At 69.6% G+C, this 22,815-nt stretch carries 9 protein-coding genes and 1 pseudogene; 1 reads left to right on the top strand and 9 read right to left on the bottom strand.

Going from position 1 to position 22,815, the window contains the following annotated elements:
- Positions 1–56: 56 nt before the first annotated feature.
- The 9 genes and pseudogenes from OHA40_RS19565 to mftA form a co-directional block, all read right to left on the bottom strand.
- Positions 57–275, bottom strand: a complete 219-nt coding sequence (locus tag OHA40_RS19565) for an MbtH family protein (protein WP_330228351.1) — start codon at positions 273–275, stop codon at positions 57–59.
- Positions 272–13,420 (bottom strand): amino acid adenylation domain-containing protein, encoded by a 13,149-nt coding sequence (locus OHA40_RS19560; protein WP_330228350.1) that lies wholly within the window; start codon positions 13,418–13,420, stop codon positions 272–274. The genes OHA40_RS19565 and OHA40_RS19560 overlap by 4 nt, the downstream gene beginning before the upstream one ends.
- On the bottom strand, positions 13,417–14,637 hold the full coding sequence (locus OHA40_RS19555; protein ID WP_330228349.1) for a hypothetical protein: 1,221 nt from the start codon (positions 14,635–14,637) through the stop codon (positions 13,417–13,419). Before OHA40_RS19555 ends, OHA40_RS19560 begins: the two co-directional genes overlap by 4 nt.
- 482 nt (positions 14,638–15,119) lie before the next feature.
- Positions 15,120–16,484 carry a GAF domain-containing protein gene (locus OHA40_RS19550; RefSeq protein ID WP_330228348.1) on the bottom strand — a complete coding sequence of 455 codons (1,365 nt, stop codon included), beginning with the start codon at positions 16,482–16,484 and terminating at the stop codon, positions 15,120–15,122.
- A 124-nt stretch (positions 16,485–16,608) separates the two neighbouring features.
- Positions 16,609–18,060, bottom strand: a complete 1,452-nt coding sequence (gene mftG, locus OHA40_RS19545) for a mycofactocin dehydrogenase MftG (protein WP_330228347.1) — start codon at positions 18,058–18,060, stop codon at positions 16,609–16,611.
- A gap of 326 nt (positions 18,061–18,386) precedes the next feature.
- Positions 18,387–19,784, bottom strand: a complete 1,398-nt coding sequence (gene mftF, locus OHA40_RS19540) for a mycofactocin biosynthesis glycosyltransferase MftF (protein ID WP_330228346.1) — start codon at positions 19,782–19,784, stop codon at positions 18,387–18,389.
- A gap of 231 nt (positions 19,785–20,015) precedes the next feature.
- Positions 20,016–21,257: a mycofactocin radical SAM maturase gene (gene mftC, locus OHA40_RS19535; protein WP_330234276.1), complete on the bottom strand. Its 1,242-nt coding sequence runs from the start codon at positions 21,255–21,257 to the stop codon at positions 20,016–20,018.
- 189 nt (positions 21,258–21,446) lie between these two features.
- Positions 21,447–21,641 (bottom strand): annotated as a pseudogene (gene mftB, locus OHA40_RS19530) (mycofactocin biosynthesis chaperone MftB); the annotation flags it as partial.
- 16 nt (positions 21,642–21,657) lie between these two features.
- The gene (gene mftA / locus OHA40_RS19525; RefSeq protein WP_157107015.1) at positions 21,658–21,756 is read right to left on the bottom strand and encodes a mycofactocin precursor MftA; all 99 of its coding nucleotides are present in this window, start codon (positions 21,754–21,756) and stop codon (positions 21,658–21,660) included.
- A gap of 405 nt (positions 21,757–22,161) precedes the next feature.
- Between mftA and mftR2 the strand changes: the two genes are divergently transcribed.
- Positions 22,162–22,800: a mycofactocin system transcriptional regulator MftR2 gene (mftR2, locus tag OHA40_RS19520; protein WP_330228345.1), complete on the top strand. Its 639-nt coding sequence runs from the start codon at positions 22,162–22,164 to the stop codon at positions 22,798–22,800.
- Positions 22,801–22,815 lie beyond the last annotated feature (15 nt).

Genomic DNA, 22,815 nt, shown 5'->3' with positions numbered 1-22,815 from the left:
GGGGCGCGCCGGTCGGCAGAGGGGATGTGACCAGCGCGCCCCGCGTATTCAGTTGGTCAGTTCGCCTCGTTGGACATCGCCTCGACAAGCGACTTGGGACGCATGTCCACCCAGTGGTTCTCTACGTACTGCAGGCAGGACTTGCGGTTGGCCGCGCCGTAGGCAATGGTCCAGCCGCCGGGGACGGCGGCGAAGACCGGCCATAGCGAGTGCTCACCCTCCTCGTTGATCAAGACGTAGAACTTGGCGTCATCGTCGTCGAACGGGTTCTTCATTCGGTTTTCCTTCTTCCTGGTCGGATCAGGGTTCGGGGGAATTCAGGGGTATTCGGCGCGTGCGTCTCGGTGCCGAGAGCGCTGGGGGCGGAGTCCTCTCGCTCGGTGTGCTGCTCGCCCGCGCCGAACAGATCGATGTCGCCGACCACCTGTTCCGGGTCGGCGGTGACCGCCGCGAGCAGGCGGACGAAGTGGACGCCGAAGGCCTCGATGGTGGGGGCGTCGAACAGGTCGAGGGCGTAGGTGAAGCGCAACGTCCCGCCCGTGACGGTCAGTTGGATATCGAAAGACGTTGTCTCGTAGAGGAATTCGTATTCCGCTGCGGATACGCCCGCCATGTCCGCAGTGACCGGCGCAAGGTCCTGGAACAGCAGCGCGATCTGGAACAGCGGATGCCGCGCCTGCGAGCGCGGCGGGTCGAGCACCTCGGCCACGCGGCCGAACGGCACGTCAGCGTGGGCGAAGGCATCCAGATCGTGCTCCCGCACCCGGCACAGCACGGCGGCGAAGGTATCGGAGCCCGACACTTCGGCGCGCAACACCAGAGTGTTGACGAACAAGCCGATCAGGTCGTCCAGCGCCGCGTGGCCACGGCCCTGGACCAGCGCGCCGATGACGATGTCCGTCGTGCTGGACAGCCGCGCGAGCAAGGTGGCCAGCGCGGCGTGCACGATCATGAACGGGGTCGCCTCGTAGCGCGCGGCCACCGCCGCGATGGCGTCGCGAACGTCGTCCGGTAATGCGAGTGTTGTGCTCGCCGCGGCATGGGAGGCGACCGCTGGACGCGGCCGGTCGGCCGGAAGGTCGAGTTGTATGGGCAAGTCGCGCAGCACATTTCGCCAGTACTGCAGCTGGCGTGCGGCCGGCGAGCCCGGGGCATCCTCGGCGCCGAGCACGCGATGCTGCCAGAGCGCGTAGTCGGCGTACTGAACATCGAGATCGGCCCAGGCCGGCGCGGTGCGCGTCGCGCGGGCCGTATAGGCGGTGGCGAGGTCGCGGACGAGCACGCCGGTCGAGAAGCTGTCGGCCGCGATGTGGTGCAGCACCAGCGCGAGCACATGGTCGCGGTCGGAGCGGGTGACCAGGCCGACGCGCAGCGGCACTTCGGCGGTCAGGTCGAAGGGGACGGCGGCGAACTCGCGCAGTGCGTCCGACGTGTCCAGCGGGTGGATCTCCACTACCTCGACGGGGTCGAGAATGCGCTGGTAGCCGGTGCCGTCGAGATCGGGATACACAGTGCGCAGCGTCTCGTGCCTGCAGATCACGTCACCGATGGTGGCGGCGAGCATGTCCGGGTCGAGGTATCCGGTGAGGCGCACCGCCACGGCGAAGTTGTCCACGGTGTCGGACGGACCGAACCGATTGCGGAACCACATGCGTTGCTGCGCGGGCGAGAGGGGAACGCGCCCGGGGCGCGGCCGTCGTGCCGGCGCGGGCGGGCCGCCTGCGCCGACGAGCCGTTCGGTTCGCGCGGCGAGCGTGGCCACGGTGGGCGCCTCGAACAGCAGGCTCGCCGGGATCTCGGCGTCCAGCGCGGCGCCGAGCCGGTCCGCGGCCTGGGTCGCGAGCAGCGAGTTGCCGCCGAGAGCGAAGAAGTCGTCGTCGGCACCTACCCGCTCGACGCCGAGCGACCGCGCGACGATCCGCGCGACAGTCGCCTCGCTGCGGGTGGCCGGAGCGCGGTAGGCCGCGGTGCTGAGCACCGGAGCGGGTAGCGCGTTGCGGTCGAGCTTGCCGGAGTTGTCGAGCGGGAAGCGCTCGAGCACCACGAACGATGCGGGCACCAGGTGCTCGGGCAGCTCGGCACGCAAGGCGGCGCGCACGTCCTCGGCGTCGATCCTGCGGCGCGCCCGCGCAAGCACATACGCGACCAGCTGCTCGCCGAGCCGTTCGTCCCAGTGCACCAGCACCGCAGCCTGCGCGATCGTATCCAGCGCCGTGAGCGCCGACTCGATCTCGCCCAGCTCGATACGCAGACCACGAAAGTCGCTGCGGCGCAGTTGCTTCAGTTCACCTCTGGCCGTCCGGGTCACCAGGTCACCGGTGCGATACATGCGCCCACCCGGCGCACCGAACGGATCGGCCACGAAACGATCCGCGGTTGAATCCGGACGCGCCACATAACCACGAGCCAACTGCGCACCCGCGAGATACAACTCACCCGCCACACCAACAGGCACCGGATGCAGCCGCGAATCCAGCACATACACCCGTGTGTCGGACACCGGGGCACCGCTCGGCACAGAGACCGTAAGGTCCTCGGTCACCTCGTGATAAGTGACGTCGACGGCAGCCTCCGCCGACCCATACAGGTTGTGCACCCCCGCTCCGATCACCTCTCGCGCCCGCTGCGCGGCAAAGGCGGGCAGAGCCTCGCCCGATGTGAAGACATTGCGGAGCGTAATGCAGTCCGCGGCGCGTGGATCCGCAAGAAATACCCCCAGCAGTGGGGGCTCGAAGTGCACCGTGGTGACGCGCTGCTCGATGATCACCCGCGCCAGATAGGCGGGGTCGCGGTGCGCGTCCGGCCATGCAAGCACCAGGCGTGCACCGAATACCAAGGGCCAGAACAACTCCCATACCGAAGCGGCGAAGGTGGCCTGGGTGTGCTGCAATACCGCGTCGTCCGCGGACAGTGGATACGCCGACTGCATCCATGTGAGACGCTTCACGATCGCCGCGTGTGATACCGCCACGCCCTCGGCCGATCCCGAGGTGAAGATCACATACGCGGTGTGGGCCGGTTCCGGCGCGCCGAGCCGGTCCAGCGCGGTCAGCGGCTCGGCGGAGTACCTGCTCAGATCGAGCCGATCGATCCGGATCTGCCGCGCCGCGCCGGCGTCCAGGTCGAGACCCGAGGTGAGCACGCACACCGGCCGGACGGTCCGCAGCACGTATTCCAGCCGATCGGTGGGGTCAGCGGGGTCGAGCGGAACGTACGCGCCGCCCGCGAGGGTGATCGCGTAGATGCCGACCACCATGTCCAGCGAGCGCCGCATGCCCAGCGCGACCGGCGCGTCCGGACCGACGCCTTGTCCGACCAGCCAGCGCGCCAGGCGCCGCACCCGGCCCGCGAACTCGGAATACGTCAGCGTCGCGTAGGGACTCCATGAGGGGTGGTGGTCGGGCGACGGGTGGGGCAGCACCCGTCCCTCGACCGTGACCGCGGGCGCGTCCGGTGTTCTGGCCACCTGCGCCTCGAACAGCGAGATCAGGGTGGCCGCGGGGGCCACTGACCCGGTGGTGTCGTTCCACCGGTCCAGCACCAGCGCGCGCTCTGCGGCGTCCAGCAGCTCCAAGTCGCCGACCGGCACCGACGCATCGGCGACCACGGCCCGCAGCACCCGCGTGAAGCGGGCCGCGAAGGCCTCGACCGTGTCGCGGTCGAATAGGTCCGTGGCGTATCGGAGCACGCCGCGCAGCGCGGTGCCTGCATCCGCTGAGAGTTCGGTGAATTCCATGGCCAGGTCGACCTGCGCGACACGGTTATCGAACGGATAGGCCGACACCGTCAGCCCGGGCAAGCCCAGCACCGTGTCATCCCGATGCTCGAAGGTCAGCATGGTCTGCACAATCGGCGAATACGCCTGCGACCGAACGTGATCGAGCTCCTCGATGAGCCGGGCGAAAGGCAGATCGGCATGCGCGAAGGCGCGCACGTCGATGTCGCGGACCCGAACGAGCAGCTCGGCGAAGGACATGTCCGCAGGGACGGGAGTGCGCAGCACCACGGTATCGGCGAACCTGCCGATCAGGTCGCTCAGCGCGTTGTCGGCACGTCCGGCGACGGTGCTGCCGATAGCGATGTCGTCCACCCCGGTCAGCCGTGCGAGCAGCGTGGCGAAGGCGGCGTGCAACACCATGAACGTCGACGCGCTGTGCCTGCGCGCGAGTTCGGCGATCAATCCGGTCAGGTCGGGCGGGACCGCGAACTCGACGGTGGCGCCGCGTCCGGAGGCCACCGGAGGGCGCGGACGATCGGTGGGCAGTTCGAGCAACGGGGCCAGTCCGGAGAGTTCGGCCCGCCAGTACGCGATCTGGTTCGACAGCACCGACGCAGGGTCGTCCGCCGAGCCGAGCACGTCGTGCTGCCAAAGCGTGAAGTCCGGATACTGCACCGGCAGCGGCCGCCACTGTGGCGCCTCCCCCGCCACGCGCGCGGTGTAAGCCGTCATCAGATCGCGAACCAGCGGCGTGGTGGAGACGCCATCGGCGGCGATGTGGTGGACCACGACGGCGAGCACGTGGTTGTCCGGCGCGACGCGAAACAGAGTCGCCCGCACTGGAATCCGGGTGCGCAGGTCGAATCCGTCAGCGGTGGTCGCCAGGACCGCCTCGCGCAGGTGCGGCTCGGTCACCGCGATCGGATGCAGAGTCGGCTCGGGCACATCCGCACCGGCGAGCACTACTTGGGCAGGACCTTCGGCGTCCGCCGGGAAAATGCTGCGCAGCGCTTCGTGCCGGTCGATCACGTCACGCACAGCGGTCCGCAGCGCCTGGTAGTCGAGTGCGCCGGTGAGGCGGATGGCGATCGGAGTGTTGTAGACGCCCGAGTCCGGATCGAGCCTGTGCCGCAGCCACATCCGGTTCTGCGCTGGTGACAACGGAATTCGCGCGGGCCGTTCCCCGGGGACCAGCGCGGAGGGTTCGGTGGCGTCCAGCCCTGCCGAGCGCGCGATCCGGCGCGCGAGCTGGGCCACGGTCGGCGCCTGGAACACCTCGCGGACGGTCAGCGAGCAAGCCAAGGCCGTGTTCACCCGGGCGACCAGCCGCACAGCGAGCAGCGAATTGCCGCCGCGGGCGAAGAAGTCGTCGTCCGCGCCGATCCGCGCCGCACCGACCAGGTCGGCCACCAGCGTGGCGAGCACCGCCTCGATTCCTTCCCGCGGCGCGCGAAAGTCCATTGTGGTCCCGGTGAATTCGACTTCGCGTGCGCCGGAATAGACCAGTTCGCCGGTGCGGTTCCAGCGCACCAAATCGCCGGTGCGGTACATCAACCGGCCGGGCACGCCGAACGGGTCGGCGACGAATCGTTCTGCGGTGCGCCCGGGCCTGTCGGGATAGCCGCGCGCCAGTTGGTCGCCCGCGAGGTACAGCTCGCCGGTGACACCGATCGGCACCGGCCGCACCCGCGCGTCCAGCACGTAGACCCGCGTGTTCCAGCACGGGCGGCCGATCACCCCGTTCCGGACGGATTCGGCGTCGGCCTCGGTGAACTCGTGGCAGATCGCGGAAACCGCCACCTCGGGCGTTCCATAGGCGTGGTGCACCGCGCCGCCGACACTGCCGCGGAGCGCGGCGAGCAGAGCCGGGGTGAGTGCCGCACCACCGCAGCGCAAATGCCGGACCGAGCGCAGTGCGTCGCCCATGCCAGCGCTGATCAGTGCGGCTGGCATCGACGGCGCGAACTCGGCGATGGTGATCCGATGTTCGCGCAATAGCCCCGCGACGTACCCGGGGTCCAGCGGCCCGCCCGGCCGCGCGATCACCAGCGGAGCTCCGGCCGCGATGGGCAGAAAGCACTCCCACACCGATACATCCGAGGTCAGCGGCGCGTGCTGCAAGATGCGGTCGGACGCGGTGACTCGGTAGCGGAATTCGAGCCAGCGCAGCTGGTTCAGGATCGCGCGGTGGGTTACCGCGACGCGGTTCGGATACCCCGTGGAGCCGGAGGTGAACAGCACGTAGGCCGTGTTTTCCGGGCGCAGCGCCGCGATTCGCTCGTCGTCGGATACCGGCCCGTCGGCGACGCCGTCCAGGTCGAGATCTGCGAGGTCGAGCACGTGCACGCCGTCCGGTGCACGCAACGCCGCGCCGCCCGCCGTCAGCACCAGCCGCGGCGCGGCGGTGGCGACGACCTGTGCCAGGTGATCGGCTGGACGCGCCGGGTCGATCGGCAGGTAGGCCCCGCCCGCGCGCACGATCGCGTACATCGACACGAGCATGTCGATCGAACGCAGGGCGGCCAGTCCGACGACGGTCTCCGGGCCGACGCCCGCCGCGATGAGCCTGCGGGCCAGCCGGTTGACCTGGGAGGCGAACTCCGCGTAGGTGATCGCGGAGCCCTCGTAACGCAGGCCGACCTCGTCGGGCGTGGCCGCCACGCGGGCGGTGAGCAGGTCGTCCAGCGTCTCGCCGGGAAGGGTGTGTGTGGTGGCGTTGTGATCCGACAGGAGCATTCCGCGTTCGGCCACCGACATCAGCTCGGCATTGCCGACGAGGGTCCGGGCGTCGCGAACCATGGCCCGCAGCACGCGTTCGAACGCAGCCAGGAACCCCGCGACGGTGGGCGCGTCGAACAGGTCGAGCGCGTAGCGCAGCTGGACGTCGATGCCGTCCGGCGCGCCGTCGGCGGTGTGGCGGTCGGTCAGCGTCCAGTCCAGGTCCAGGTGGGTCGGCGCCGGTCCGACCTCGAACACCGCGATGGCCAGGCGGTGCAGGCGAAACGCCGGCGTGGCCTGGTTCCGCACGGTCAGCGCGACCTGATACAGCGGCGCGTGCGCCGGCGAGCGGACCGGGTTCACCGCTTCGACCACCCGCGCGAAGGGCACCGCGGCGTGGTCGAACGCGGCCAGATCGGCCGCGCGCACGGACGCGAGCAACTCGGCCAGGGTCGCGTTCTGGCGGACCTCGGTGCGCAGCACCAGCGTGTTGACGAACGCGCCGACCAAGTCGTCGAGCGCTTCCTCCCCGCGTCCGGCGACCGGCGTGCCGATCGCCACGTCGGCGCACGCGCCGTAGCGGCTCAGCAGCACGGCCAGGGCGGTGTGCAGGACCATGAACGGGGTCACGCGACGCGCGGCGGCGAAGTCTCGGATCTGCTGGTGCAGAGCGGCGTCCAGCCGCCCTGTGAGCGCACCGCCCCGGTTCGTGGCGACCGCGGGCCGCAGCCGGTCCGACGGGAGGGCCAGCACCTCTGGGAGCCCGGACAGGCGATCGGTCCAGTAGGCCAGCTGGAGTGCCGGCACCGAATCCGGGTCAGAGGCGGAGCCGAGCGCGGCGCGCTGCCAGATCGCGAAATCGGCGTACTGCACGGGCAGTGGTCCCCACGCCGGGGCGATACTCGCACAGCGCGCGACATAGGCACTGGTCAAATCCCTGGTCAGCGGCGCGAAAGACCAGCCGTCGGCGGCGATGTGGTGCACCACGAACAGCAGGACGTGGACCTGTCCAGCGATAGGCGCTTCGCCCTCGACGCGCAGCAGGCGAACGCGCAGCGGCACCTCGGCGGTCACATCGAAACCGGCTCGCGTTGCGGCACCGACGAGTTCGGACACCTGGGCCGCGGCCACCGGCCGCGCGACCAGCTCGACCAGCTTCGTTCCGGCGGGAAGCACCACTTGCGTTGCCACGCCGTCCTGTTCGGGATAGAGCGTGCGAAGCGTCTCGTGCCGTGCGATCACATCGGCGATCGCCGCCTCCAAGGCAGGCACATTGAGCGCACCGGTCAGTCGCAGCGCGAACGTGATGTTGTATCCGCCGCCCGTGGTGTCGAACCGATTCAGGAACCACATGCGCTGCTGGGCGATCGACAGCGGGGTCGGCCCGCTACGTTCCTGCGGCGTGAGCGGCGGGAACTCGATCGGTCCTGTCTCGACCGGCGACAGCCCAACAGATCCGGCCTCGCCCGACGCCGCCACAGGCCCCGTACCCATCAGAGACAGCCCAACAGGCCCCGATTCGCCCGACGAGTCCTCGACAGATCCGGCCTCGCTTGATGGCAGCCCAACAGATCTGGTCTCGACCGACGCCGCCACAGGTCCTGTCTCAACCGACCGTGGCCCGACAGGTCCCACCTCGCCCGACGACAGCTCGACAGCTCCGGCCTCGACCGGCGCCGCCACAGAGCCCGTCCCCCTCAGAGACAGCCCAACCGGCTCCGCCTCGACCGAGGACATCCCGAGAGGCCTGGGCCCGCTCGACGAGACCTCGACAGATTCGGCTTCGCCCGACCGGAGCCCAACAGATCTGGTCTCGACCGACGCCGCGACAGGTCCGGTCTCAACCGACTGTGGCCCGACAGGTCCCGCCTCAACCAACGACAGCCCAACAGGCCCGGCCTCGCCCGACGAAAGCTCGACGGAACCGGCCTCACCCGACGAAAGCTCTACAGAACCAGTCTCAACCGACGAAACCTCGTCAGAACCGGTCTCAACCGCCCGCTGCCCGACAGATCCCGCCCCGACCAACGACAGCCCAACAGGTCCGGCCTCGACCGGGCGCATCGCGAAAGGTCCGGTCTCTATCGGACGATCGGCGGTGATCCGCTGCGCGAGCGCGCGCACCGTCGGCGCGTCGAAGATCGTGCGCACCACCACCTCGGCGCCAGTGGCCTTGCTCAGCCGTGCGGCGAGCTGGGTCGCGTTGAGCGAGTCGCCGCCCAGGGCGAAGAAGTCGTCGTCGGCGCCGACCTCGGTCACCCCGAGTAGAGCCGTAAATGCCTCGGCGACCAGCTTTTCCGCTGCTCCGCTGGGGGTCCGGTACACGGCTGGTTCGAACGCGGGCGCGGGCAGCGCGGTGCGGTCCAGCTTCCCGGCGGCGTCCATCGGGAAGCGGTCCAGCAGCACGAAAGCCTGCGGCACCAGATAGCCCGGAAGCCGCTCGGCCACCGCGTCCCGCACCGTGGCGATCTCGACCGGCCCATTGGCCACCAGGTAGGCGACCAGTTGCTCGCTCGTACCGCGGTCGTCGCGCACCAGGGCGGCGGCCTGCCCGATGCCGGGTACCGCGAGCAGGGCCGACTCGATCTCGCCGAGATCGATCCGCAGACCACGGATCTGGGCCAGGGCGTCGCTGCGGTCAAGGAACTCCAGCTCGCCCGCCGCGGTCCACACCACCAGGTCGCCGGTGCGGTACATGCGCTCGCCCGCCGGACCGATCGGATCGGCGACGAACCGGTCACCGGTGCGACCGGGCCAGCCCAGGTAGCCGCGCGCCAGTTGGGCGCCGGCCAAGTACAGCTCGCCGGGTACCCCCACCGGCACCGGCCGGAGCCGCGCGTCCAGCACGTAGGTCCTGGTGTTCCAGATCGGCTTGCCGATCGGCACGGTCTCGAAGTCGGCGTCGGAGACCTCGTGGAAGGTCACCTCTACCGCCGCCTCGGCCGGTCCGTAGCCGTTGTGCACGCACGCGCCGGTGAACTCGCGCATCCGCTGGGCGACCGCGCCGGGCAGCGCCTCGCCGGAGCAGAACACCTCCCGCAGCGACGGCACCTCCGGCGCTTCCGCGACGAACGCGGCGAGCATGGACGGCACGAAATGCGCCACCGTCACGCCCTCGCTTCGGATGAGCCGGGCCAGGTAGGCCGGGTCCCGATGACCGTCCGGCCGCGCCAGCACCATCCTGGCCCCGGCTTGCAAGGGCCAGAAGAACTCCGGCACCGAGACGTCGAGGGTGACGGGCGTCTTCTGCAGCAGAACATCACCCGGTCCCAGCGCGGCATACGCCGACTGCATCCAGCGCAGCCGGTTCACGATGCCGCCGTGGCTCATCACCACGCCCGCGGAACCCGAGGTGAACAGCACGTATGCGGTGTTTGCCGGGCGCAACGGCGCGCGCCGGTCGGCGTCGCTGAGCGGAGTGTCCGGGTGGCCGGACAGGTCGAGCCGATCGATTCGAATCTCGGCGGCATCGGAATTCAGGTCGGACCCCGCAGTGAGCACATACACCGGCGCCGCCGTGGCGAGGATGTGCTCGTCGGGCCGGTCCGGATCCAGCGGCAGGTAGGCGCCGCCCGCTTCGATGATCGCGTACATGCCGACCGCCAGGTCGATCGACTGCCGAATACGCAGCGCGACCAGTGCTTCCGGCCCCACACCTCGGGCGACCAGCCAGCGCGCAAGGCGATTGACCCGCCCCGCGAACTCGTCGTACGACAGCGTCGCCCCCTCGAAGGTCACCGCAGGCGCGTCCGGCGTTCTGGCCACCTGCTCGACGAATAGCGAAGCGAGCGTGCGTGATTCGCCGATCGCGTGCACGGTGGCGTTCCACTCGCGCAGTATCAGCGCGCGTTCCGCATCCGAGAGCAGCTCGATGTCGCCGATGCGTGCGTCCGGGTCGACCGCGACAGCGACGAGCATCCGCCGGAATCGGGCGACATACGACTCCACCGTCGCGGCGTCGAACAGATCGGTCGCATAGCGCAGGCTGCCGGACAGCCCCGCCGATCCCGCCTTCTCACCGACGATCAAGTGCAGGTCGAATTTCGCTCCGGTGGAGGCCACCTCGACCGGTCGCACCGACAGCCACGGCACCTCCAGCGCCTTGCCGCCGACCACGGGCGCCGCGGCCTCGAAGCTGAACATCACCTGGAACAGCGGGTGCGCGCCGGTGCGGCGAGCCACCGGCACGGCGTCCACCAAACGTTCGAACGGCAGGTCGGCGTTGGCGAACGCGGCCGAATCGCCGTCTCGCACGTCCCTGAGCAGTGCGGCGAACGAGATGTCATGGGTGACCCGCGTGCGCAGCGCCACAGTGTTTCCGAACCTGCCGACGAGCCCGTCGAGCGCGGGTTCCGCGCGCCCGGTGACCGGCGAGCCGATCACGATGTCGGCACTGCCGCTCAGCCGCGCCAGCGTGGCGGCGAACGCTGCGTGCAGCGTCATGAACAGTGTCGCGCCGCCGCGCCGCGCCAGCGCACGCAGTCCGGCGGTCACTTCGGGCGTGATCACGAAATCCACGGCCGCGCCGCGCTGCGATGCCACGGCTGGTCGTGGCCGATCGGTCGGCAGCGGAAGCTGCGCCGGGGCGCCGTCGAGCAGCTCGCGCCAGAACCGCAGTTGCTGATAGGCCAGAGTGCCAGGCAGGTCCTCAACGCCGAGCAACTCGTCGTGCCACAGGCTGTAGTCCGCGTATTGCACCGGCAACGCGTCCCACCCCGGTCGCCTGCTGGTCAGCCGGGCGAGATAGGCCCGGAGCAGATCGGTGACCAGCGGAGCCAGCGACCGGGCGTCGGCCGCGATGTGGTGTACCACGAATACCAGCACATATTCGTCGCCGGTGACGCCGCGTGCTCGGTCCACGCGGTCGACGGCCAGCAGCGCGACGCGCGAGGGCAGCTCGGTGGTCAGATCGAATCCGGCGCGGACTATCCCGGCCACCGCGTCGTCCACCGCGGAGCGGTCGATCGGCACCGCGTGCAGGCTCAGACCGATGTCGGCGGCGTCCGGGACGGATTGGCAAGGGCCGCTGTCGGTCTCAGGGTAGACAGTGCGCAGCGTCGCATGCCTGGTGAGCACGTCCAGCACGGCGCGCTCCAGCGCTTTGATGTCGAGCCGCCCGGTAAGCCGCAGCACGAGAGGAAGGTTGTCGACGCTGTCGGCGCCGTCCTGACTCTCGATCCGGTTGAGGAACCACAGTCGCCGCTGCGCGGGTGAGAGCGGCATCCACTCCGGCCGGTCCCGGGTGGCCAACGGAGGCCGTCGCGCGGCGGCGAGGCCCTCCCCCGCGGCTGCGTCGAACAACGCGCGCACCGGAATCCGCCCGCCGCCGGCCTCACCCGTGCCGGTGGTGACGTGGATGCCGTCCAGTGAAGTGTCGGCAAGGCGGCCCAGATGGATCAGCTCGCCGTCGTTACTCCAGCGAACCCTTTCCCCGGTGCGGTACATCCGCTCCCCTGCCGGACCTTCCGGGTTGGCCACGAATCGCTCGGCGGTCGAACCGGGGGCGGCGACGTAGCCGCGGGCCAGTTGCACACCGGACACGTATAGCTCGCCGACCACACCAGGGGGGACCGGCCGCAGCTGCTCGTCGAGCACCAACATCTCGGTGTCGTCGGCGGCGACGCCGATCGGAACCTGGGTGACGTCCGCGGCGGTCACCTCATGGGCGGTCACGTCGATCGCCGCTTCGGTGGGCCCGTACAGGTGGTACAGGGTCGCGCCGCTGAGGTCGCGGAAGGCCGCCGCCGTAGCGACGGGTAGCTCCTCGCCGGAGGCGAAGACCATCCGCAACGAGTCCGGCGCCGCCACGTGCCGATCGGCGACGAACGCCGCGAGCGCGGACGGCACGAAATGCACGGCGGTGACGCCGCTCTCGTGAATCACCCGAGACAGGTGGGCCGGGTCACGGTGCCCGTCCGGCGCGGCGATGACCAGTCTCGCACCGACCTGCAACGGCCAGAAGAACTCCCACACCGACATGTCGACTCTGCACGGCGTCCACTGCAGCACCACGTCGTCGGCCCGCAGCCGGAACAGCCGCTGCCGCCAGCGCAGATTCGCCACGATCGACCGGTGCGACACGGCCACGCCCTCCGGCCGTCCGGTCGAGTCGGAGGTGACGATCACGTAGGCGATGTCGTCGGCCGACCGGGCGACCGCAGGCGCGTGCGGTGTCGGCAGACCCTCGAACCGATCGATCCGGAACGTCGGGACCTCCGCGCCGAACCCGGGCTCATCGCGGGTAGTGGTGAGCACGACCACCGGTTCGGCGACCGCGAGCACGGCGGCGATCTGATCGGCCGGTTGGTCGGGGTCGATCGGCAGATACGCGCCACCGGCCTCGAGAATCGCGTACATGCCGACCAAGAGGTCGAACGAGCGCCGAACGGCCAAGCCGACCAGCGTCTCCGGCCCGACGCCCAGGGCGATCAGATGCCGAGCCAGCGCATTGACCCGGCCGCCGAATTCGGCATACGTCAGCGTCGCGTTGCGAGTCGATGAGGGGTGGTGGCCGGGCGACGGGTGGGCCAGGGTCGCGCCCGCGTATTCGAGCGCGACCGCGTCCGGCGTCCGGCGCACCTGATCCTCGAACTGGCTCACCAGCGTCTCGGCCGGCGCGGGCGCGGCCAGGACGTCGCGCGCCGCCGTGAGCGCGTCGTCGAGCAGCGCGTCCAGTACCGCGCCGAGCGCGACCTCGCCGGTCTCCAGCAGCGTGGGCAGCCGACTGGAGACGACTGCCGGGACCAGGGCGTCCGCGCCGAGTTCCGAGCCCATGGCTTCGGACAGCGCCGCGAGTTCGGCCGCCAGCGCCGCATAGGTGACGACGACTTCGGCGTGGCGCAGCGCGACCCGCCACGGCTCCAGCTCTGCGACGGTCGCGATCAAGCCGGGCAGATCGTCGATGCCGTAGGCACGGCGGGCGTTCGCGCGATCTCCAGGGGCGGAATGGGTACCGATCGGACTGGACGCATTTGCGTGGGTCATCCGCGGCTTCCTTCCGAATCGACATCCGGCGCCGAGTCGGCAAGTACCGCCGCAGCGGCGGCGCACCCGGAGCTGATATCGCTGTGCGCGGGTCGCGGCTGGTCGGTGGGCAGGGCGAACAGAACACCCAGCCACTGCTTCACCTGGATACGTGCAGCGCCGACTGATGACAGATCGGGCATCCGAATGTCGAAATGCGGTGTGGCGTGCAGGAAGCCGACGAATCGATGCGCGTGGCCCGCGACCGTCGCCTCATCGATGGGATGCGTGGCGTAGCGGGACCCCGCTTGAATTCCCGCCGATGCCGAACCTTCCCCGAGTCCGGCACCGGCGGGGTTCTCGGTGACCATGAGCTGGAGATCCAGCGTGGTCGCTCCGGTGTCCAGGGTACTGGTGGACACCGACAGTTCGGGCAGTTCGAACGCGATTGCCTCGGCATCGTCGACGAAGTGCAGCACCTCGAAGGCGTCCGCTGCGCCGCGCGAGCCCGGCACGATGGGGCAGGCACCGGAACGCCGGAACGGATCGCGATACCTCGGGCGCTGCCGCGCGGGAGACAGTGGAACCAGCGGCGGCCGTGGCCGTGCCCGCAGCTGCGCGACCAAGGACGCGCCGCCGGATCCACCGGCCCGCTCGACGAGTTCGGCGCGTTCGTCCACCATGCTTGCGGTGAACACGTCGCGAACCTCGAGCGGGCAGCTCGGTTCGGCAGCGAGCCGGGCGACCTGGGTGGTCGCCGAACTCTTGCCGCCGGGTGTGCAGTAGTCGTCGTCGCGGCCGATTCGCCCGTTACCAGGCGCCTGCGCGACCGCCTGCTCCGCAGCGGTCGCGGAGTCGGTCCGCCCGAGGCGATCCGGCGCACCGTGGGTGGTCCACCGCGCCAGATCAGGCTCCGCAGAAAGCCCGTCTCGCCTACCGCAGGAGTCGGCCACCAACCGCGCCGTCGCCGGCCCGGATCGCACGATGCCGCCCCGGGCGAGCTGTACCCCCGACAGATACAGCTCACCCGGCGTTGTGACCGGTACCGGCCGCAGCGGTGCACCGAGCGTGTAAAGCCGGGTGTCGAACACCGGCGCGCCGATCGGCACCGAGAGAGTATCGGTGCCGCTCGGCACTCGCAGCCCTTGGGTGAGCGCGAAGAGCGGCGCCGCACTGGAGGCGCGCACCGGCGAGGCGCGGCGCGCGACCTGCTGGCAAGCAAGGCCCGTACCCTGCACCAGAGCCTCCTAGTTTGGCGAAATATCAGCCGTCCGAACACTTTTGGACAACACGAACAAGCCGCTGCTCCCGGCTGCCCACCCCGGGCGCATGGCGTTTAGCACCACGTGCGAGTCGACGAAAAAGCGCGAGCGGTGACACCGCGCGCGCAAGATTGGCGACAGATTCGTGTGAAGAGATCGGCGACCGATGGTCGCCGCCGTGGCGAGGGGTCGCGCCCGCCGACAGCCTGGCCTAGCGTGTGATCGTTCCTCCAACGTCATGGCCGTGGACGCCACGGCTATGTCAGCTACATCACACGGACGTGATCCGTGCAGTGCGAACCTTATGCGGTCCGTCAATAAAAAGGAACTACTTCCTCTAAAAAATTCTGGACGAACGTGCAAGTACGGCTCTCGACGGCCAAAAGCCGAGGCCCGAAGCGTGTGCGCGACCACATTCGCGCCCCGCGGGCGCGCTACCGCGCCACTGACTGAGCAGATTACGAGCCGAAAGGTTGCATCCGCGTTGCATCGGCGCCCATCCGTCGATCCAGTACTCGGATCTTGGCCTCGATCTGCGCATAGAGAGGCGAGTCCGAATCGACTGTCGCGCGGTAGGCCGTCCATGCGGCCGCGTCGTCCCGTCCTTCCGCGCCCGCCGTCCAGCGACGCAGCGCCCCGGAATCGCGGGAATTCAACACAGCGATGCGCAGCCGCAGCCGCAGCTCGTCGCGAATGTCGATGACGCCCGGCGCGGTCGAGCGCGGCAGCACTGGCCCGGCATGAAGTCGTAGTGCCGAATCGACGTCTCCGGAGTCGAGCGCGGCGCGTAACGCCTCCACATCGGTGGCGACCGGAACACGCAAACGGTAAGGCCGCGAACCGAGAACGGCCGCACCGACCACCGCGCGCAACCGCGACATGGCCGCACGAACGGTGCCGTTGTCGAGGTCGGTGTCATCGAGCAGCAGCGCGAGATGATCGGCGCCGAGCCCCTCCGGATGCTCGGCGAGCAGCAGCAGGATCTCGGCGTGCCGCTGCGACAACGGAACTCGCTCGTCGGCGATGCTCAACTGCGGCTGTCCGAGGCCGAGCACGTCGAGGCCGAGCCGACCCGCCGGTTGCGGGTGCGCCGCGTCGAGCCGGGTCGACACGCCACGCTGCCCGGCCCGCATCGCGGTGAGCAGCAGGTCCATCTCGGCGGCCGTGGCGGTGGCTTTGACCAGCGCGAGGGTCTCCGGCTTCGCCACGCGAACGCCACCGGCGATCATCAGCACGCCGACCAGCCTGCCGTCCGGATCGTGCACCGGCGCCGCGGCGCCGGTGATCTGGTGCATCCGGTGCAGGAAATGCTCGGGTCCGTGGATCCACGTGGCGCGCCCGGTGCGCACCACCAGGCCGACCGCGTTCGTTCCGATGCGGCGCTCGCTCAGGTCGTCGCCCGCACGCAGGCCGATCTCCGCGGCCGCCGCCACCTGCTCGTCGTTGCCGTGCACCGAGAGCACCCGGCCGAACTGATCGGCGACCACGACGATCGAACCCGTTCCGGCCGTGTCCTGTACGAGCAATTTGTCGATCAGCGGCATCAGCGCGGCGATCGGATGCGACTGGACGTAGCGTCGCAGATCGGCGCCGCGCAGCCCGCGGTCGTCGAGCACGTCCATCGGGTCGACGCCGCCGCGTAGGCTGCGCAGCCACGATTCCAACACGGCAGGGCGCAACAAGCCGGCGAGCTTCACGAGCTGATCGCCACCCGCGCCGAGGTATCCATGCGCCTTGGCGGCATAGACCTCGAGCGCACCGAGTGGGGCACCCGGCTCGGCGCCCTGGCGTGGTGGCCGCCCACCCGCGATGTTGCTGACCATTTGGCTTTCTTTCCGCCCCAAACTCTACCGGCGCGTAGCGAGCCACAATGGCGGATGGTCGGCTTTGTCCGCCAGGTCACACCCCGGCGCAGACCTGCCTGATTGTGACCCAACGCCCCCTTTACTACGAGGTGAGGTGCGCGGCCACTTTTTCCGCGAGCATCACCACCGTGGCTTGCGGTCCGCGTCCCAGCGGTACGGGCACGACGGAGAGATCCACAATGGACAGTCCCGTCACGCCACGGACTCGGCACATCTCGTCCACCACGGCGGCCGAATCGGTCTCGCGTCCCATCGGACAGGTCCCGGATAAATGTTGTGAAGTGGCCAGATTCGCACGTAGCCAGGGGTCGAGATGCGCGCGTGCCGGAATCGGATCGACGGAGCGCGCGTTCATTCGACGCAGCAAGTCACTGGCGGTCGACACCGCGTCACGCAGGCGGGCGCGGTCTTCCTCCTCGGCGAGATAGCGGTAGTCGATCAGCGGCGCGTCCGCGGGATGAGCCGAGCGCAGGCACAGCACGCCGGAGGATCGGGGGCGCATCAGCGCGACACCGAGCCTCCGCACACCCGGCGTGAACGACACGGCGTACGGCCGGATCTCGATATCGTCGACCTCCAGCACGGATTCCAGCGGAACGGTCTGCGGCCCGGACAGGTCGAGCTGGTAGGAGATGCCGATCTCGGGATGGTCGGTGAACCCGGCTCCGACCGGCGCCGCGTGCACCACCGGAATGCCCAGTGCGCGAAGCTGTTCCGGGTCGCCGACACCGGAACGCAGCAGCAGGACGGCCGACTCGATCGCACCGGCGCTGAGTACGACGCGGTCCGCCCACTCGGTATCGGCCTTGCCCTCGCGAACGCAGTCCACTCCGATCGCCCGCGTCCCGTCGAAGCGGATGCGGGTGGCATACGTGCGCGGCGCGACGCTCAGGTTCGGGCGGGACAGCGCGGGCAACAGGTAGCCGAGCGCCGTACCGGTCCGCCTGCCCCGGTCACAATTGCACGGCACCACGCCGACGCCGTCGCCGCTGTCCGGCGCGTTGAGATCGGGCACCGCGGCGAACCCGGCGTCCAGGCACGCCGCGGTGAACGCCGCGCTGATCGGAGCCGGATTCTTCGTGCGGAGCAGCGGAACCGGGCCGCGGTCACCGTGCCACGGGCGATCGCCGAAATCCAGGTCACGCTCGGTGCGGCAGAACATCGGCAGCACGGCGTCGAACGACCAGGTCGCCGAGCCGCCCAGCGCCCGGCTCCACGCGTCGAAGTCCGCTACCGTGGCCCGGACGAAATAGCCGCCGTTGATCGCTCCCGAGCCGCCGATCACCTTGCCGCGCACGATGGTCGCCGGCACCGGCGGATCGTCGGCGAGGACGACTTCGTAGTGCCACAACCACTCCGCCCCTGGACGCAGTGGCATCGCGGTGGCGTCGAGCAATTCGGCGGGGACGGCGGCGGGATCGTCCCACAGCTGCCCCGCCTCGATCACCCGCACTGTGTGCGCCGGATCCGCGCTCAGCCGCGCCGCCAGGACACTCCCGGCGGTACCGCCCCCGACGATAAGTGTGTCAGCCATGCTAGTCCGCCTCTCTGTACCGCCTCTCCGGGTATTCAGGCCGTACCAGTCAGTGCCACCGGATCTGCGTTCAGGTCCTGCGTTGGCGCCGCTCGAGTTCTGGGCGTTCCCGGTGAGTTACCCATGTACTCACGAAATCAGTAATTGCGAGCCATATTTCGATCGGCAAGGCCCCGGCAGCACAAGAGGCCATGAATACCTCGCTGCGCGTTCACCGCCTGGACCAGGTGCGCCCGTCCCCGATCGCGTACGACCGCGTGATGACCGCGGCCTCGGGCGAGAGTTCGGCTCGGCGCGGGCGACGGGGCGGGCACGGTTGGGTTCGATCAGCGGGGTGGGGTGGGTTTCAGCGATTCCACGCTGCGGGCGCGGAAGGCGCCGAGCCACAGGCCGGTGCCGTAGGCGATGTCGTCGATCCGCTTGTAGGCCACGTATCGGACGGGATCGAGTCCGCCCGCGTCGCGATGGGTGAACCAGTCGGCGAGGCCGTCCGCGATGGCCATCGTGACGGCGATTCGGCGAATCCGCCGGGACACGAGCATCGCCAGCAGCGTGATCGGCCAGTAGTGCCTGCACATGGCCGAGGCGAGGCGCCACAGTCCGGCGAAGAAGCCACGGGCCAGATAGATCGCCGCGATCCGAGTGGGATTGTCCAGCTCGGCGAAAACCCGCCGCAAACGGGCCAGCGCGGTGATCAGGGTGACGATCCCGCCGAGCAGTCCCCACTTGGTAGTGGTGGCGAACAGGAACGCGGCCAGCACGGTCCAGGACGGCACCGAGAGCGGCGAGACCATCCCCGCGTGTCGCTCGCCCAGCGGCGCGGCCCCCGTGCCGTAGAACAGCTTCCGGCCGAACCAGGCGCGGAAGCAGACCCTGTGGTCGTGCGCCACGTGCGCCGCGGGCTCGTAGCGCAGCCGCCAGCCCGTCCGTTCCAGCCGCCAGCACAGGTCGACGTCCTCGGCGACGTGCATCGACTCGTCGAAGCCACCCTGGGCCAGCAGCGCCCTGCGGCGCACCAGCAGCGCCGCGCTCGGGACGTAGGACACCAGCCCGCGCGAGTGCACCGCCGCCTCGCGTCTGCCGAGATCGAGCGAGGAGCGGGTGTGCTCGTAGCGTGCCAGTGCGTTGGACTCCGGATCGAGCGCGACGATCCGCGGCGCGACCAGCGCCACCCCGGGGTCGCTGAAATGGCCGAGCATCACCTCCAGCCAGCCGCTGCGCGGCACCACGTCGGAGTCCAGGAAAGCGACGAAGTCGGTTGTCGCCGCCCGCAAACCGGCGTTGCGTGCCGCGGCAGGCCCCTGCTTGCGGTCGTGCCGCAGCACCGTCACCCGGCAGCGGGTGCCGCGATTGCGCGGTATGCGGACCGGCTGGTCGGAGCCATCGTCCACCACGATGACGTTGTGCCCGCGCAGCGCGGCGAGCAGCCGGGCCAATCCCTCGGTGTTGTTGTGCAGCGGCACGATGACGGTGACGTCCTCCGGCGAAGGCAGCAGGCGAGGACGCGGATTGGCGACGCCGGAGTCGAGCAGCCGTCTGGCAACGACGGCGGACTTGGGGCCGGTCACCTCGAGGTACCCGTCGCCGATCATCTCGGCAGCCTCCGGGGCAAGCCGCAGCAACCGGGCTGGCGAACCGCCGATCAGAACCCGTCCTCCGGAGTATGCGCGTACCCGAGGATCGATCCGCACCCCGAATCCATCGGGCAGGCGATCATGGCGCATTCCTGGCATGCTAGGCGGAGATTCGCGCGCGGGCATCAACAGTCCGGAAAAATCGGCAGATTTCCGGGCGGAACCGGGCCGCAACCGGGACCACCGTGCGCCGGACGTGATGCCGACAATTCGCCTTGGCAACTTCTCCAACATCCGGCAACATAGTGGCTATTGCCCGGTAGCGGACCGTACAACGACCCATTCCCAGCCCTTAGCATGCGTTTGGCAAACTGCATGGCATCACGCCAGCGGACTCTCGTCGCAGGCGCGCGCGGGTCGGCGTTCGGGCGTGAAAGCGGCCGGGCGCGTCGCGCTCAGGGTCAGCGGGACCGGTCCCGTCCCACGCCCGCTCACTCGGGGCGCCACCCGGCGGGAATGGTCGACCGAGGAGCGCGGGATCATCCGCGTGGTGTCGGCCAGCGCCGCCTCGCCGTAGCCCTGGACGCACTCCGGGTCCGGCCCGTCGGCGGGGAGTCCGGTGAAGAACTTCGCCGCCATACACCCGCCCCGGCAGGCGTCGTAGTGACTGCACGACGCGCACGCGCCACCGCCGCTGGGCTCGCGCAACTCGGTGAACAACTCCGCGGACCGCCATACGGCGCCGAACCCCCCGTCGGTCACCACGTTCCCCGCGCGGAACCGGTCGTGGATGGCGAACGGACAGGCGTAGACGTCGCCGACCGGGTCGACCAGGCAGACCACCCGGCCCGCCCCACACATGTTCAGACCCGGCAGCGCCTGACCGAACGCGGACAAATGGAAGAACGAGTCGCCGGTGAGCACGCCCTCCCCGTTGCGCAGCAGCCAGTCGTAGAGCACGCGCTGCTGGTCCGACGTCGGGTGTAGTTCGTCCCACACGTCCGCCCCACGCCCCGAGGGCCGCAGTCTGGTCAGACGCAGCGTGGCGCCGTACCGGTCGGCGATGGCCCGGAACCGGTCGAGCTGCCCGATGTTGTGCCTGGTCGCCACCACCGACAACTTCGCGTCCCGAAAGCCTGCCGCCGCAAGGTTTTCCAGCGCGCGAATGGCCATGTCGTAGGATCCGGGCCCGCGCACGGCGTCGTTGACCGCGGCGTCGGCGCCGTCCAGCGACACCTGCACGTCGACGTAGTCGCTGGCCGCCAGCCGGGCCGCGATCTCGGGCGTGATCCGGACCCCGTTGGTGGAGAACTTCACTCCCACGTGGTGGGCGGTCGCGTAGTCGACCAGCTCCCAGAAATCCGGGCGCACCGTGGGCTCGCCGCCGCCGATGTTCACGTAGAACACCTCCATGCGCTCGAATTCGTCGATCAGCGCCTTACACTGCTCGGTGCTGAGTTCCCTCGGGTCCCTGCGGCCCGAGGAGGACAGGCAGTGCACGCAGGACAGATTGCAGGCGTAGGTGAGTTCCCAGGTCAGGCAGATGGGCGCGGCCAGACCGGATTCGAAGCGGTCGACCAGACGCACCGCCCGATCCGACGGCACGCTCGTCGACGGCGCCACAGCCGCGCTCGCGACTGGGCCTCGCCGGCGCTGGGCTCCCTCGTGCGCGGCTGACGCGCCGCGTCCTCGGTTCACCCCCTGACGCTCGCTCACCGCCGTAGGCGCTTCCGGCACGCAGGCCGGCGCACCGACGATCATGTCCGAATCGGCCAGCTGTTCCAGCGCTTCGACGTACGGCGCGGCATTCTCCTCCGGCACGCCCGCCGCACGCAGGGCGGCACGAGCCGAGCCGTGCTCCGGCAGTGACCGCACGATCTCGACGATCCGCGGACTCTTCAGGAACGAGAGTTTGCGTGTGCCGAAGTGGTAGAGCAGCGCGCCGAACGGCTCCGGGCGCAGAGCCACTCGCGGATGCAGCTGCCAGCGGGTATCGAGATCGAGCATTGTCGTCGACCGCCCGTCAGTAGACGCCGCACATACCGTCGATGGACACCTCTTCGATGAGGCTCTCCTCGACCAGCGGCGCCTCCTCGGCCGACCGTGCGGCGGCGGTCTCCACCCGGCCGGTGTTGTCGGTGTCGGTGTGTCCGATGGATCCGTATTCCGGCATGTCTACCTCCGAGGGGACGATCGGTGCGCCGGGCCGCCCGGTGCGGCCCGCGCTCACACGATAACGTCATCAGCTGACAAAATGGAACCTGTTTCACCTATTCGGCGGGCGACCGGACGAATTCCGTCCGCGGCCGGTCCCGGCGACCGACCCGATCCCGACGCACGCCGAGTCGTACGCGCGGCGACCGGAGCCGGAACGCGGCGCTCTAGACTTCGGGTGGCAAGCAGCTGAACAGAATGTGACGGGCGACATACGCCCGCAGCGGTAGAGGTGGCATGGGAGTCGGACGAATGCAGGCTAACGGGGGCGGCAGCACACAGTGGTGCGGGCATCAGGTCCGGAGGCGGAAGCTTGCGTAATCACGGAGGGCCCGGGAGCACCACGAATCAAACACTGTCGGAGTCCGAGATCGTCGAGGCCGCACTGCGAGTGGTCCGCGAGGACGGCGTGGAAAAGCTGTCGATGCGACGACTTTCCCGCGAACTCGGTGTCTCGCCGATGGCGCCGTACTATTACGTCGCCGACAAGCGGGAGTTGCTCGACCTCGTCGCCAGCGCGGCGCTCACCGGAGTCCGTACGCCACCGCCCGAAGCCGGGGCGTGGCAGCACCGGCTGCGCGACCTCGTCGACCAAATCGACGAGAAGCTGCGCAAACACCCCGGTCTCGGCGACATCCTGATCGAGCAGATGCTCGGCAAACAGCTGGACCTGATCGCCGCGATCATGGACATCCTGGCCGACGCGGGGTTCGACGACCGCAACGTGCTCGCCGCCTACGCAACCATCCACACCTACCTCTTCGGCCGTAGCCGGGTGAACCCGAGGGACCGCTCCGCACCCGCCGACGTCACCTTGCCCCCGGTCGTCGAGCGGGCCACCCGGCATATCGGCGACCTGCGCGGGCGGTACTCCTACGAGTTCGGCATGGACGTGCTGATCGCCGGTCTGGAAGCCCAGCTTGTCCGGCAGGCGACCACCGACGTACGATGAAACTGAAACACGTTC

The organism is Nocardia sp. NBC_00508 (assembly GCF_036346875.1).
Taxonomy (GTDB): domain Bacteria; phylum Actinomycetota; class Actinomycetes; order Mycobacteriales; family Mycobacteriaceae; genus Nocardia.
The sequence above is the reverse complement of the archived record's forward strand: the minus strand, read 5'-3'. Positions and strand labels throughout refer to the sequence as shown.